A 14,013-nucleotide genomic window follows, 5' to 3' on the forward strand; every position below is an offset into this window, starting at 1 on the left:
ATGATGATGACCGACGACAATGCCAACACGGGACAGAAAGTGGTTCTAGTCACCGGCCCATCCGGCGCCGGGCGAACCACGGCTATCCGCGTGCTGGAAGATATCGGCTATGAGGTCATCGACAATCTGCCCTTGTCCTTGATTGGCAGGGTTCTGGGCGGCCCGGCACTGGATCACCCGCTGGCGCTGGGCGTTGATGTGCGTAACCGCGATTTTTCCACCGAGATGATGTTGCAGGTGATCGAAGACCTGCGCGAAAATGAAAACCATGATGTCGAGGTGTTGTATCTGGATTGCTCGCGCGAGATGTTGATCCGCCGCTATTCGGAAACCCGGCGTCGTCACCCGCTTGCCCCGGCAGAAACGCCGGATCACGGCATCACCCGCGAGATCGAGCTTCTGGCCCCGATCCGGGGCCGCGCGGATGTGCTGATTGACACGTCGGACCTGTCGCCGCATGACCTTAAAGAGGAACTGATGCAATGGCTGTCGCAGTCGGGTGCGGAAAATCTGGCGGTGTCAGTCCATTCGTTTTCCTACAAGCGGGGCGTGCCGCGTGGGCTTGATATGGTGCTGGATGCACGGTTCCTGCGCAATCCGCATTGGGAACCGTCGCTTAGATCGCTGGATGGCCGCACTGATGCCGTTGCAGATTATGTCGCCAAGGATCCGCGGTTTGACGAGTTCTTCACCCGTGTCGCAGAGTTGGTGGATTTTCTGATCCCAGCATATGGCGATGAGGGGAAATCGCATCTGGCAATCGGTTTCGGGTGTACCGGAGGGCAACACCGCTCGGTTGCCCTTACGGAAAGATTGGCAAAGACGCTTGCACACAAGGGTTGGCAAGTGTCAATTAGACATCGGGAATTGGAACGCCGCGCCGAAACGGGGCCGGCGTCGAAGCAGTTGGGGTAACGAGCGTGATCGGCATTGTGATCGTCGCGCATGGCGGGCTTGCAAGGGAATATCTTGCCGCTGTCGAACATGTTGTCGGCAAACAACCCGGTGTGCGTGCAATCTCGACCGCCGCGGATTGCGACCGGGACAGCAAACAATCCGAGATTGCCGAAGCTGCCAATGCCGTCGACGAAGGTGATGGTGTGGTGGTCGTCGTCGACATGTTTGGCGGATCGCCCGCCAACCTGTCGCTTCCGGCGTGTTGCAAGGCCGACAGAAAAATCCTGTATGGGGCCAATTTGCCCATGTTGGTGAAGCTGGCCAAGACCCGACATCTGCCGATTGACATGTCCACGAGCAAGGCGCTTGCAGCGGGTCGAAAATACATCGACTGTATTGATGGTATACAGGAGTTGTAGTGTATGAGCACGAGCCGCGAATTGGAGATCATCAACGTCAAAGGGCTGCACGCACGTGCATCGGCCAAATTCGTTGATACGGTCGAAAACCATGACGCGACCGCCCGCGTATCCAAAGATGGGATTGATGCCGAAGGGGATTCGATCATGGGTCTGTTGATGCTGGCAGCGTCGCAGGGCACCAAGATCCACGTCGAAACCTCGGGTCCGCAAGCTGCCGAACTGATGGCGGCATTGACCGAATTGGTTGAAGACAAGTTCGGCGAAGGCATGTAGGGCGCGTGCCGCGGGTTGTATATGGGACAAGACGTCGTGAATAACGCAGACAGCGATATGGTCGAAAGCAGTCAGGATGACCTGTCTCACGACCAGTATGACCGTCGCAACCTGACCTATGCTAATTCCCTGAACAACCCGGTCCAGTCCTACGTGATCCGGATTGTCGAATGGTTCACCGGCAAGATCTCGATCCTGCGCATGGTCCGAAAACTGGAAAAGCGGGGCGCGCCGAAGGGGCAGGCGTTCTGGGGTGCCTGTCTGGACGTGATGGGCATTCGTGTCGAAACGCCTGAAGATCAACTGCGGAATATTCCACCCGACGGTCCGGTGATTGCGGTTGCCAATCACCCGCATGGATTGGTGGACGGGATGGTGTTGGCTGAACTGATCGGTCGTCGCCGTCAGGATTATCGCATTCTCAGCCGCTCGGTTCTGGATGGGTTGGATCAGGTTGCGTCGTCCTACATGATCCCCGTGCCATTTCCACATGATCCTGAAGCGCAACAAAAGATGGTCGAAATGCGCGCCAAGACCATGGCGCATCTGAAAGCCGGCGGGCTTGTAACCCTTTTCCCGTCTGGTGTCGTTGCGTCGTCAAACACGCTGTTCGGCCCGGCGATTGAGCGGGAATGGAATGTCTTTACCGCGCAATTGATCCGCCGCTCCGGGGCCGAGGTGGTGCCGATCTACTTCCCCGGCGCGAACTCACGCTGGTATCAGATCGCCAACCGGTTGTCGGCCACCATGCGGCAGGCCTTGTTGCTGCATGAGATCGTCAAAAGCTGCAACCGCCCGCAGAAACCTGTGATCGGGACGGTGCTGACGGATCAGGAAATGGCGCGTCTGCACACCGATCCACGCGGCTTCATGGGCTGGCTGCGCGCTCATACGCTCGCCTTGGGCAAGCCTAGCGATTAGTCAGATCGCCGTTACCGTGTTGGAACGGGCGTGTCACCGCGATAGTCATAAAACCCACGTTTGGATTTCCGGCCAAGCCATCCAGCTTCGACATATTTGGTCAGAAGCGGGCAGGGGCGGTATTTGGTATCCGCCAACCCGTCATGCAGAACGTTCATGATGGCAAGACAGGTGTCCAGCCCGATGAAATCTGCCAGTTCCAGTGGCCCCATCGGGTGATTGGCACCCAGTTTCAACGATGTGTCGATGCTCTGCACTGATCCCACACCTTCGTAAAGCGTGTAAACCGCCTCGTTTATCATTGGCATCAGGATGCGGTTGACGATGAAGGCTGGAAAATCTTCGGCGCTGGCGGCGGTTTTGCCCAGACGCTCCACAACGCCATGGCAGGCTTTGAACGTTTCCTGATCAGTTGCGATGCCCCGGATCAGTTCCACAAGCTGCATCACCGGAACCGGGTTCATGAAGTGGAACCCCATGAACCGTTCCGGGCGGTCCGTGCCGCTGGCCAGCCGCGTGATCGAGATGGACGAGGTATTCGATGTCAGGATCGTTTCAGGTTTCAGATGCGGCAAAAGCCCGTCGAAAATCTTCTTCTTAAGGGCTTCATTTTCGGTTGCTGCTTCGATGATCAGATCGGTTGCGCCGATGTCCGGTAATTTCAACGTGGTCGAGATCAGGCCCAGTGCTTTATCACGTTCTTCGGATGTGATCGCGTCGCGTGAAACCTGGCGCTCCATGTTCTTCGCGATACGCGCCATGGCTGCATCCAGACTGTCCCGACTGATATCGTTCAGGCGCACCTCGTAACCGGCCAGTGCCATCACATGCGCGATGCCGTTGCCCATTTGCCCGGCACCCACAATGCCAATCGTCTCGATGCTCATCTGATCCCTTTCATTGTCTTGCGACAGAGTATGCGGCAGCGCGGCGGGGGTGCAAGGGTTAAGCACCACCTAAAAAGATTAGCTGCATTTGAGGGTTAGCCAATTGAAAACCAGTTTATGCGAATCATCGTTTCGGGTGAATTTAATTGGAGTGGGTGGAATGGCTTACGATACCTTGGGCAAAGGTCCTCTGAACTATCAACTGTGCAGATACGGGACGTCGAAAATTCTGTTTCGTGGTCCGAAAAAGAAGCTGGCCACGCCATATATTGCGGTGCTGGGCGGGACCGAGACATTTGGCAAATACCTCCCGCATCCCTATCCGGACCTGCTGCAATTGGAGCTTGGTTTGCAGGTCGCGAATTTTGGATGTCAGAATGCCGGGGTGGACGCCTTTTTGCATGATCATGGGTTGCTGACGCTGTGCAACCGCGCCAAAGTAACCGTGTTGCAAGTGCCCGGCGCGCATAACATGTCGAACCGGTTCTATTCTGTGCACCCACGACGTAATGACAGGTTTCTGCGCGGTTCGAACCTGTTGAAAGAGCTGTATGGCGAGATTGATTTAACCGAGTTCAACTTTACGCGCCATCTTTTGACGGCTCTGCACGACACATCGGCTGAACGGTTCGCCAAGATCGTGCAAGAGCTGCGCACGGCATGGGTTGCGCGGATGAAACTTCTAATCGCGAAGCTGGACTGCGAAGTCGTGCTGCTGTGGCTGGCCGATCACCGGATCAGCGAAGGCGCGCAGAACGGCATCAATGGGTCGGACCCGCTGTTTGTCGATCATGACATGGTGCGAGCCATCGCGCCTTTTGTCGCGGATGTTGTCGAGGTTGCGGTGTCTCGGCAACAGAAGGAAGATGGGCATCGCGGGTTGGTCTATGCCGATATGGACGAACCAGCCACACGCGACATGCTGGGCAACATCGCCCATCAAAACGCAAGCCGCGCCGTGCATGACGCCATTGACCGGCTTCGGTAAGTCGGGAACGAAAAAGGCCCGCACAAATGGCAGGCCTTAGTCTATTCGGATCGTTCAAACGTCAGAGCTTTTCGGTCAGTTCCGGGACGGCTGTGAAGAGGTCGGCGACCAGACCAAAATCTGCGACCTGGAAGATCGGCGCCTCTTCGTCCTTGTTGATCGCAACGATGATTTTCGAATCCTTCATGCCAGCCAGGTGCTGAATGGCGCCCGAAATGCCGACCGCGATATACAGGTCCGGGGCGACGACTTTGCCGGTCTGACCCACCTGCCAGTCGTTCGGGGCATAACCCGAATCGACCGCTGCACGTGATGCACCAACGGCCGCACCCAGCTTGTCTGCAAGTTGCTCGATCAGTTTGAAATCCTCTTCCGAGCCAACGCCACGACCGCCGGACACGACCACACCAGCCGAGGTCAGTTCGGGCCGGTCACTTTCGGCAACCTTGTCCTCGACCCATTCCGACAGGCCGGGGTTTTCGGCGGCCGAGATGGTTTCAACCGAAGCGGACCCACCTTCGCCAGCGGCGTCAAATGTCGATGTCCGAAAGGTAATGACCTTTTTCGCATCTGACGATTTCACGGTCTGAACGGCGTTGCCCGCATAGATCGGGCGCTCGAACGTATTGGCATCAACCACACCAGATGCGTCCGAAATCACCATAACGTCCAACAACGCGGCCACGCGGGGCATCACGTTCTTGGCGTCGGTGGTGGCCGGGGCAACGATATGTTCGTAATCGCCAGCCAACGATACGATCAGGGCTGCGGTCGATTCTGCCAGACGATGACCCAGCGATGGATCCTCGGCGACCAGCACCTTCGACACGCCGTCGATTTTCGCGGCAGCGTCACCCGCCGCAGCGGCCGAGGCACCAGCGGCCAGAACGGTCACATCACCCAGCGCTTTCGCGGCCGTGACAGTCTTGGCGGTGGCGTCCATCGCCAGTTCGCCATTGTTGACTTCTGCGAGAAGAAGAACAGCCATTATACAGCCCCCGCTTCTTTAAGTTTCTCTACCAGTTCGTCGACCGAACCCACGATGATGCCAGCGGCCCGCGCGGCGGGTTCAGTGGTCGAAACGATTTCAAGGCGCGGCGTGACGTCGACGCCGTAATCGGCGGCGGTTTTTTCGTCCAGCGGCTTCTTCTTCGCCTTCATGATGTTCGGCAGCGAGGCATAGCGCGGTTCGTTCAGACGCAGATCGACGGTGACAATGGTTGGCATCGAAACCTTGATGGTTTGCAGACCGCCATCCACTTCGCGGGTCACAACGGCCTTGTCGCCGTCAATGTCCAGCTCGGATGCGAACGTGCCTTGTGACCAACCCAGCAAGGCTGACAGCATCTGGCCGGTGGCGTTCATGTCATTGTCGATGGCTTGCTTGCCTGCCAGAACCAGGTTCGGCTGTTCTTCTTCAACAACCTTCGCCAAGATTTTTGCAACGGCCAACGGTTCGATGTCGTTATGAACATCATCAGCAGCGACCACCAGAATGGCGCGGTCAGCACCCATCGCCAGCGCGGTGCGCAGGGTTTCCTGAGCTTGCTTCACGCCGATCGACACGACGACGATCTCTTCGGCCTTGCCGGCTTCTTTCAGGCGGATGGCTTCTTCGACGGCAATCTCGTCAAAGGGGTTCATCGACATTTTTACGTTTGCAAGATCGACACCGGATCCGTCCGCTTTTACACGAACCTTCACGTTGTAGTCGATCACGCGCTTCACAGGCACAAGCACCTTCATTGGCGTGTCTCTCCCAATTAGGCCCCGGATGGGGCGGTCTCAGTTCTTCTTCCGTTTATCGGGTCAGGGGCGCTGAAAACAGCGCAAAATCGTCACGTTCTGTCCAAAGGACGCCGCGTTTTTTGCTTTTGACGGGGATTCGTTACAAGAATGTTTCCAAAAGGCGGCATGGCGGCGATGAGCTTGGAAAGCCTAGCGGTTGGCACCGGGCACCCAAAGTACGTCGGCTTTGCCATCGTCATTTGCCACGCGTGCGGCGACAAAGCACCAATCCGACAGGCGGTTCAGGTATTTCACGGCTACCGGGTTTATATCTTCCTGCGTGGCCAAATGGGTGGCCAGACGTTCGGCACGGCGGCTGACGGTGCGCGACAGGTGCAGATGGGCAGCCAGCGCCGATCCACCCGGCAAGATGAAGCTGCGCAGCGGCTCCAATGCCTTGTTCATCGCGTCGATCTCGACCTCAAGCCGATCAACTTGTTCCTGCGCCATGCGCAGTGGCGGGTATTCGGCTTCGGCATCCTTTGTCATTTCCGGGCGGCAGAGGTCTGCCCCCAGGTCGAACAGATCATTCTGAATGCGCGCCAGGGCTGCGTCGATGTCACCATCGGCATGCAGTCTTGCCAGTCCGATCGTGGCATTGGTTTCGTCCACGGTGCCATAGGCATCCACGCGCGCCGAATGTTTCGCGACTCGCGATCCGTCACCCAAAGCCGTCTCGCCCTTGTCACCCGTGCGGGTATAGATTTTGTTCAGAACAACCATCAGCCTGTACCTCCGCGCAGCCAGACAAACAGAAGGATCAATGCGATGGCAATGGCCTGTGCTGCGACCCGCCATCGCATCATCTTGTTGGAGTATTTTCGCGAGGTCTCGCCGCCGATACCGAACGATCCGATGCCCAGCATCAGGATGATCAGCACCGCAGCGCAGGCCAACACGACAATAACAAATAACGGGTCGTCGAACATGAAAGATCCTCGGTCCTAGTTCCTGATCAGATAGCCCTGTGAGGTGGAAATTGCGAGGGGCAATCGGTTGAGGTCAGCCATTTGGCGTCAAGCGATCGCCCATCCGGGTCGACAGAACCCGCCGGGCAATCCCCGCGATCCGAGTCGCGGTGGTGACATAGTATCGCGGCTTTGGCTTCGGATGTTCCAGCGCGTGGATCAGCTTTTCGGTAACGGCAGACGGCGGCAGTTCGAACCGATCCGGTGTGCCGCTGTCATCATAAAGCCGTTCGCGCAGCTTGCGATACAGGCCAGCACGTGGGCTGTTTTCCCAGTCGATCCAGCGTTCGAAATGCGGTTGTGCATTCTGGCGGATCTTCGTGGTGATCGGGCCCGGCTGGATCAGGATCACTTTAATGTCGGTGCCCCGCATCTCAAGTCGCAAGGTATCAGTCAGGCCTTCGAGTGCAAATTTGGATGCCACGTAAGCGCCGCGCCAGGGCATTGCAGCAAAACCAAGAACGGACGAGTTATTGACGATCCGGCCATACCCCTGCGCCCGCATGATAGGCAGGACCAGCCGTGTCAGGTGGTGATAGCCGAACAGGTTTGTTTCGAAAATCGACCGCAGCGCGTCCGTGGGCAGATCTTCGACCGCGCCGGGGATTGCGAAGGCACCGTTATTGAACAATGCGTCAAGCGTGCCACCAGTGCGTTTGGTGACTTCTGCGACAGCAGCGTCCATGCTGGCCTCGTCCGCGTGGTCCAGCACGAAACTCTCCAAGCCTTCAGAGCGCAGGCGGTCGCAATCGGCGTCTTTCCGGCAGGTGGCAAAGACGCGCCAGCCGCGCTTGGCCAATGTGTGGGCCGCGACATATCCGATGCCAGAGGAGCAACCGGTGATAAGAATGGATTTGTCTGTCATGGCCACCGCGTTGTCTGATTGGTTGCGTTGGCGACACTAAGACGGCAGGGCTCCGGCGGGTCAACGGAAAACGACGGGCGGATCAAGCAGGTCGCTTATTTTGTCTGCGTTCAATGTGGTCGGAAAGCCGCTAGAATTGAGGGTCCAGGAAACTTGATGCCATGAAGCCACGTTCCCCGGTTTCGACCACTTTGATCTGGCTCCAACCACCGGCGGCGGTGCCCATGTCATAGACTTCGGTCCCGCGCGTCAGTCTGGCGACAACACCGTAGCTTGTCGACGGTCCCGCGCGCATATTTACAGTCGTGCCGCTGACGAGCGCGGTTGGAAAAGCCACTGTTTTCAGGCTCGCTGCCGCTGGTGCCGGCTTTGTAATCTTCGATGCCATCTGCCGGGCCGCCGCTTCTGCACGTTCGGCGGGCGTTTGCGGTGCAGACGCGTTTTCAACGGTGACAGGAACGACCGTCAATCGCGCGGGAGCTGCTGCGACCGGCGGTGTAACGGTTGGTGCCGCGTTCGCCGTTGCGATGATTTCACCCTCTGCGGTTTCGGGCGATGCCGAGATCCCAGCATCAAGCGATGCGGACACGGGCACAATCGTGTCCTGCGCGATCGTCGGTTCACGCCCGATACGATCAACTGGCAAATCGCCGTCCCGTCCGAAATGGACCATCGCGACGCCAAGCGCCCCGACTGTCAGGCAGCTTAGTTTGATAATTCCCACAATATTTCCCCTTAACCAAATACCCTTGACGAGATCTTTTCGATCTTCTGTTCAACTATTTAACGCAAAAACCCGCGCGCGGTTCCGAATGTCAGCCCCTTACCGACATATCTCAAACTGGAGTTCGTCTAGCTGGTGTTAAAATGAACACCGTGTCATCCAAAATATCAGGGGAAAGATCGTTATCCTTTCCCACAGTAGCTTTACCCTTCTCACAGCACTCGATACACAACAATTATGAACGATTTGACCGACGACAGCAATAAAAAGTCCCTTTCTGTGTCCGAGCCTTTGCGCCGGGCGATTGGGGATCGTTATCTGACCTATGCCCTGTCAACCATCATGCACCGGGCCTTGCCTGACGCGCGCGATGGATTGAAACCAGTGCACCGCCGCATCCTTTACGCGATGTCGCGGTTGAAGCTGGCATCGGGTGGCAAGTTCCTGAAATCAGCAAAGATTTCCGGTGATACGATGGGGGATTTTCACCCGCACGGGGATGCGGCGATCTATGATGCGATGGCGCGTTTGGCACAGGATTTCGCAGTGCGCTATCCGCTGGTCGACGGGCAGGGTAACTTCGGCAATATCGACGGGGACAACCCGGCCGCAAGCCGATACACCGAAGCCCGCATGACCTTCGTCGCCGAGGCGATGTTGAACGGGTTGGATGAAAATGCCGTCGACTATCGCGACAACTATGATGGTCGTCTGACGGAACCGGTGGTTCTTCCGGCTGAGTTTCCGAATCTGCTGGCCAATGGGTCGTCCGGCATTGCTGTCGGGATGGCCACCAACATTCCGCCCCATAACATTGCCGAGTTGATCGACGCCTGTTTGCATCTGATCAAGGTGCCGGATGCCCGCGACGATACGCTTTTGAACTATGTGCCAGGGCCGGATTTTCCGACCGGCGGCATCATCGTTGAACCACGCGAGAACATTGCCCAAGCCTATCGCACCGGGCGCGGGTCATTCCGTTTGCGCTGTAAATGGGAAATCGAGGATCTGGGCCGTGGTCAGTGGCAGATCGTCGTGACCGAGATCCCGTATCAGGTTCAGAAATCCAAGCTGATCGAAAAGATTGCCGAGTTGATCCAGACCAAAAAGGTTCCGATCCTGGGTGACATTCGTGATGAAAGTGCTGACGACATCCGCATTGTGCTGGAGCCGAAATCCAAGAATGTGGATGCCGAGCTTCTGATGAACCTGATGTTCCGCAACTCGGACCTTGAGACGCGCTTCAGCCTGAACATGAACGTGTTGATCGACGGTGTGACGCCGAAGGTCTGTTCGATGAAAGAGGTGCTGCGCGCGTTTCTTGACCACCGCCGCGATGTGCTGCTGCGTCGCTCGCGACACCGGATGGAGAAGATCGACCACCGGCTTGAGGTGCTGGAAGGCTTCATCGTCGCCTTCCTGAACCTTGATCGCGTGATCGACATCATCCGTTATGATGACGACCCCAAACCCGCCTTGATGCGCGAGGATTGGGGCCGCGATCACGTCCGCGCGATGAACGAGGAGGACTATGTCAGCCCGGCACCGGGCGAAGGCGAGTTGTCCGAGGTTCAGGTAGATGCAATTCTGAACATGCGCCTGCGTAGTTTGCGCCGCTTGGAGGAAATCGAGCTGGTGCGCGAGCGTGACGCTTTGATGGAAGAACGTGCCGGGCTTGAGGACTTGCTGGACAGCGAAGACGTTCAATGGGCGCGGATATCTGACCAGTTGAAAGAAACCAAGAAGCTGTTTGGCAAGAATTATGAAGGCGGTGCCCGTCGCACCCAGTTTGCCGAAGCGGGCGAAGTCGAAGACGTACCGCTGGAAGCGATGATCGAGAAAGAGCCGATCACAGTTGTCTGTTCGCAAATGGGCTGGATTCGCGCCATGTCGGGGCATATCGACCTGACGCGTGAGTTGAAGTTCCGCGACGGCGACGCGCCTCGTTTCGTGTTTCATGCCGAAACCACCGACAAGCTGCTTGTATTTGATTCGAACGGCAAATTCTTCACACTTTCCGCGGCCAGTCTGCCGGGCGGGCGGGGCATGGGCGAACCCCTGCGCCTGATGGTCGATCTGCCGAACGAGGCCGAGATCATAGACCTGTTTATCCACCAGCCCGGACGGCGGTTGCTTGTCGCCTCGACCGAAGGGAACGGGTTTATCGTCAACGAAGACGATGTTCTGGCGCAGACCAAGAACGGCAAGCAGGTGCTGAACGTGGGCGATGCGCGGGCTAAGATTTGCAAACCGGTCGAAGGCGATCACGTCGCAATCGTATCCGAGAATCGCAAGCTGCTGGTGTTCCCGGTGGCCGAGATCAACGAGATGACACGCGGCAAAGGCGTGCGACTCCAGAAATACCACAGCGCCCGCGGCAAGCAGGGCGTGCTTGAACTGGATGGCGGGCTGTCCGATGCCAAGACCTTTGATTGGGAGGTCGGGCTTTCATGGCCCGCCACCGGCGACCGCACCCGGACCGAGGTGAATATGTCGCCCTGGTTGGGCAAGCGCGCCGGAGTAGGTAAAGCTCCGCCACACGGTTTCCCGCGTGACAACAAGTTTGACTGACCAATGCCGCCGGCCACTCTGCATATCACATACTCGGGACGCAAAGGTCCGATGCTGGGATTGGCGCTTAGAACTGGCATCCTGACCATCCTGACGCTGGGCTTCTATCGGTTCTGGGCCAAGACCCGTCTGCGCCGATATTACTGGAGCGCCATCCGTCCCGGCGGCATACCGTTGGAATATGTAGGCGACCCGCTGGAGAAACTTCTGGGTTTTCTGGTCGCCGTGGTTTTCATGGCGTTTTACATCGGCGTCGTGAACCTTCTACTGATGTATGTCAGCTTTGCGCTGCTTAATGGAAACGTCGCAGCCTATCTTCTCAGCCTGGCAGGTTTGGCGCCTATCGTATTCTTCGCGCAATATCGCGCGCGCCGCTATATCTTGGCGCGCACCCGCTGGCGGGGTATTCGCTTCGGGTTGGAGCCGGGGGCATGGGGCTATGCGTGGCGCGCCATGGTGCATTGGGGGCTTGCCATTCTGACGGCCGGATTGGCGTGGCCGCTGACCACGCTTTGGCTTGAGAAGTATCGGGTTGGTCACACCTATTATGGCGATCAGATATTTGTTCAGGGCGGGCGGCGTGGAATGCTGTTCGGCTCCATGAAGCACATTTACTATCCGCTTGGACTGTCCGCAGTTGCCGGGGGAATGGCCGCCGCATTTGAGAACTCGGCCTGGCTTGTGACCTTTGTGCTGACAGTGCCGTGGTTTGTTTATGGCTTGGCCTATTGGCGTGCCGACAGTTTCAAGCGCATGACCGAGACGAAAAAGCTGGGCGCGATGCGATTTCGCACATCCCCGCGGCCCTGGACCATTGTGGGCATCTATGCGCTGGGCTGGTTTCTGATTTATTTGGTCTTCACGGGTCTGGCCCTTATCGTCACGGGGATCATTCTGGTTGCGGTCGGGGGTGTAGGAGTTGATATCGAGAACCCCGAACAGTTCGAAGCAATGCTAACGGCCGGCACTCCCGTGTTGATCATCGTCTACTTCGCGATCTTCCTCGGGTATCGGGCGATGACCCATGCCTGGATCACGCTGCCGATCGCCGCGCATTTTGCAGAGGTGACACAGATTCTGAACGCCGGAGATCTGCACCAGATCGTGCAACGTGACCGTGATGAGTTTGCCGAAGCAGAAGGGTTTGCCGAAGCCTTGGACGTGGGGGCAGCAATTTGACCGAAACACAATCAGCCGCCACCACTTTTGCGGATTTTGTTGCCGGGGAACGCGCCGTTTTGAAGCGCGTTTCGGTGCGCCTTCTGGCAGATGGGCTTGAGCTTGCGCAGCCCGATGGCCAGTCGCTGATCTGGCGCTGGGCTGAGTTGCGGGCCGAACCCGATCAGGCGGACACGGATGCGTTGGTGGTCAGTCGCTCTGGCGACAATATCGCGCGGCTTTACCTTCGGGATAAGAATGTTGAGGCTCAGCTTCGAACCCGCGCGCCACATCTGAAAAAGCGCGACCGGGCAATCCCGGTCTCCAAGCTGGTGACATGGGCGGGCGGCGCGGCCGCATCAGTGGCGGCGATCATCTTCGTGCTGGTCCCGATGATGGCCGCGCAACTGGCCGTGATGTTGCCGCCCGAGGGCGAAAAGGCGTTGGGTGACACCACATTCGAACAAATCCGATTGGCGTTGGACGAAACCGGGCTGGTTGGAACGCCGATCTGCGAAGCGCCCGCCGGGAACGCGGCGATGCAGGCCATGTATGACAGCCTGAACCCGGCATCCGATCTGCCATATGACGTCCAGATTCACATTCTTGATCACGACATGATCAACGCGTTTGCCTTGCCGGGTGGACGTATTGTCTTTTTCCGCGGATTGATCGAACAGGCCGAAAACCCGGAAGAGATTGCAGCCGTTCTGGCCCATGAAATTGGCCATGTCGTAAACCGCGACCCGACTCGCGATGCGCTGCGGTCGGCTGGCTCACTGGGCGTGCTGGGTCTTCTGTTTGGCGATTTCGCTGGCGGGACAATCGCACTTTTCCTGGCAAATCAACTGATCAATGCATCTTATAGCCAATCGGCCGAGGCTACCGCCGACGACTATGCCTATAACCTGTTGGACAATGCCGGCGTGTCACCTGCGGCGCTGGGCACAATGTTTGAAAGGTTGTTGGCGGAATATGGCGATGCCGAAGGGATTGTAGCCCATTTCATGTCGCATCCGCAGATGGGTAAACGGATCGCGGCGGCGCAGGCGGCGGTGGTTGACGGTCGGACCTATGGGTCCATCCTTGAACCCAGCGCCTGGCGATCCTTGCAGACGGTTTGCAGTCGCGAACCCGCGGCGCGATCTGACCCGACTTTGCCGGACAAAAAGGCTTGGCCCGGCAGCGACTAGGTCCATGTTGCAAAGTCATACGACGGTTCGGGGATTCCGAAATGAAACAATCGTATGTTTCCGGACCATACGGGCCACGGAAGCCTTGATTTTCCCGACGTGAACGAGTAGTCAGCGCGCGATATTGAACCCGGGTTCGGCGAAACCCCATCAGACACAAGGCTTATGGCACATGGCTAAGGAAAAGTTTGAACGCTCCAAACCGCACGTCAACATTGGCACGATTGGCCACGTTGACCACGGCAAGACGACGCTGACCGCTGCGATTACCAAGTATTTTGGTGACTTCAAGGCGTATGATCAGATTGACGGCGCACCGGAAGAGAAAGCACGTGGTATCACGATCTCGACGGCGCAT

The 14,013-nt window shown here is 57.6% G+C and carries 16 protein-coding genes; 9 read left to right on the plus strand and 7 right to left on the minus strand.

The genetic code is table 11. The features are described 5' to 3' along the window. Positions 1–6 precede the first annotated feature (6 nt). Genes rapZ through AC13C8_RS13805 form a run of 4 tightly spaced genes read left to right on the plus strand, consistent with a single transcriptional unit; the run spans position 7 to position 2,513 of the window. A complete protein-coding gene (gene rapZ / locus AC13C8_RS13790; protein WP_407638993.1) occupies positions 7–915 on the plus strand; it encodes an RNase adapter RapZ in 909 nt (302 codons plus the stop codon). A 5-nt stretch (positions 916–920) separates the two neighbouring features. Next, positions 921–1,316, plus strand: coding sequence for a PTS sugar transporter subunit IIA (locus AC13C8_RS13795; protein WP_091428076.1), 396 nt, complete (start codon positions 921–923; stop codon positions 1,314–1,316). Between the two features lie 3 nt (positions 1,317–1,319). Next, positions 1,320–1,592 (plus strand): HPr family phosphocarrier protein, encoded by a 273-nt coding sequence (locus AC13C8_RS13800; RefSeq protein WP_091428078.1) that lies wholly within the window; start codon positions 1,320–1,322, stop codon positions 1,590–1,592. A 57-nt stretch (positions 1,593–1,649) separates the two neighbouring features. Next, on the plus strand, positions 1,650–2,513 hold the full coding sequence (locus AC13C8_RS13805; RefSeq protein ID WP_482847881.1) for a lysophospholipid acyltransferase family protein: 864 nt from the start codon (positions 1,650–1,652) through the stop codon (positions 2,511–2,513). Positions 2,514–2,524: 11 nt separating this feature from the next. Here AC13C8_RS13805 and AC13C8_RS13810 read toward each other — a convergent pair whose 3' ends face one another. Next, positions 2,525–3,400: a 3-hydroxybutyryl-CoA dehydrogenase gene (locus AC13C8_RS13810; RefSeq protein WP_482847851.1), complete on the minus strand. Its 876-nt coding sequence runs from the start codon at positions 3,398–3,400 to the stop codon at positions 2,525–2,527. Between the two features lie 160 nt (positions 3,401–3,560). On the opposite strand from AC13C8_RS13810, the gene AC13C8_RS13815 reads away from it, so the two are divergent. Continuing rightward, entirely contained in the window at positions 3,561–4,388 is an 828-nt protein-coding gene (locus AC13C8_RS13815) for a DUF6473 family protein (RefSeq protein ID WP_482847853.1), read from the plus strand. A 61-nt stretch (positions 4,389–4,449) separates the two neighbouring features. Here AC13C8_RS13815 and AC13C8_RS13820 read toward each other — a convergent pair whose 3' ends face one another. The 6 genes from AC13C8_RS13820 to AC13C8_RS13845 all read right to left on the minus strand — a co-directional run bounded on the left by AC13C8_RS13820 (position 4,450) and on the right by AC13C8_RS13845 (position 8,733). After that, a complete protein-coding gene (locus AC13C8_RS13820; protein ID WP_091428084.1) occupies positions 4,450–5,376 on the minus strand; it encodes an electron transfer flavoprotein subunit alpha/FixB family protein in 927 nt (308 codons plus the stop codon). Further along, entirely contained in the window at positions 5,376–6,134 is a 759-nt protein-coding gene (locus AC13C8_RS13825) for an electron transfer flavoprotein subunit beta/FixA family protein (RefSeq protein ID WP_482847855.1), read from the minus strand. Before AC13C8_RS13825 ends, AC13C8_RS13820 begins: the two co-directional genes overlap by 1 nt. Positions 6,135–6,326: 192 nt before the next feature. Beyond that, the gene (locus AC13C8_RS13830; protein ID WP_482847857.1) at positions 6,327–6,899 is read right to left on the minus strand and encodes a cob(I)yrinic acid a,c-diamide adenosyltransferase; all 573 of its coding nucleotides are present in this window, start codon (positions 6,897–6,899) and stop codon (positions 6,327–6,329) included. Next, positions 6,899–7,105 carry a twin transmembrane helix small protein gene (locus AC13C8_RS13835; RefSeq protein ID WP_091428089.1) on the minus strand — a complete coding sequence of 69 codons (207 nt, stop codon included), beginning with the start codon at positions 7,103–7,105 and terminating at the stop codon, positions 6,899–6,901. The genes AC13C8_RS13830 and AC13C8_RS13835 overlap by 1 nt, the downstream gene beginning before the upstream one ends. A 73-nt stretch (positions 7,106–7,178) precedes the next feature. Beyond that, the gene (locus AC13C8_RS13840) at positions 7,179–8,009 is read right to left on the minus strand and encodes an SDR family NAD(P)-dependent oxidoreductase (RefSeq protein ID WP_482847858.1); all 831 of its coding nucleotides are present in this window, start codon (positions 8,007–8,009) and stop codon (positions 7,179–7,181) included. A 130-nt stretch (positions 8,010–8,139) separates the two neighbouring features. Further along, positions 8,140–8,733, minus strand: coding sequence for an SH3 domain-containing protein (locus tag AC13C8_RS13845; protein ID WP_482847860.1), 594 nt, complete (start codon positions 8,731–8,733; stop codon positions 8,140–8,142). A 237-nt stretch (positions 8,734–8,970) separates the two neighbouring features. Between AC13C8_RS13845 and parC the strand changes: the two genes are divergently transcribed. From parC to AC13C8_RS13865, 4 genes are all read left to right on the plus strand, one after another. Next, positions 8,971–11,304 carry a DNA topoisomerase IV subunit A gene (gene parC / locus AC13C8_RS13850; RefSeq protein WP_482847861.1) on the plus strand — a complete coding sequence of 778 codons (2,334 nt, stop codon included), beginning with the start codon at positions 8,971–8,973 and terminating at the stop codon, positions 11,302–11,304. 3 nt (positions 11,305–11,307) lie between these two features. Next, positions 11,308–12,483: a DUF898 family protein gene (locus tag AC13C8_RS13855; RefSeq protein ID WP_482847863.1), complete on the plus strand. Its 1,176-nt coding sequence runs from the start codon at positions 11,308–11,310 to the stop codon at positions 12,481–12,483. Beyond that, positions 12,480–13,655, plus strand: a complete 1,176-nt coding sequence (locus AC13C8_RS13860) for a M48 family metalloprotease (RefSeq protein ID WP_482847864.1) — start codon at positions 12,480–12,482, stop codon at positions 13,653–13,655. Before AC13C8_RS13855 ends, AC13C8_RS13860 begins: the two co-directional genes overlap by 4 nt. 172 nt (positions 13,656–13,827) lie before the next feature. Then, positions 13,828–14,013 (plus strand): GTP-binding protein (locus AC13C8_RS13865; RefSeq protein ID WP_482846092.1); only part of this gene is annotated, 186 nt, incomplete at its 3' end.

It is taken from the genome of Aliiroseovarius sp. B-4, from assembly GCF_056857795.1.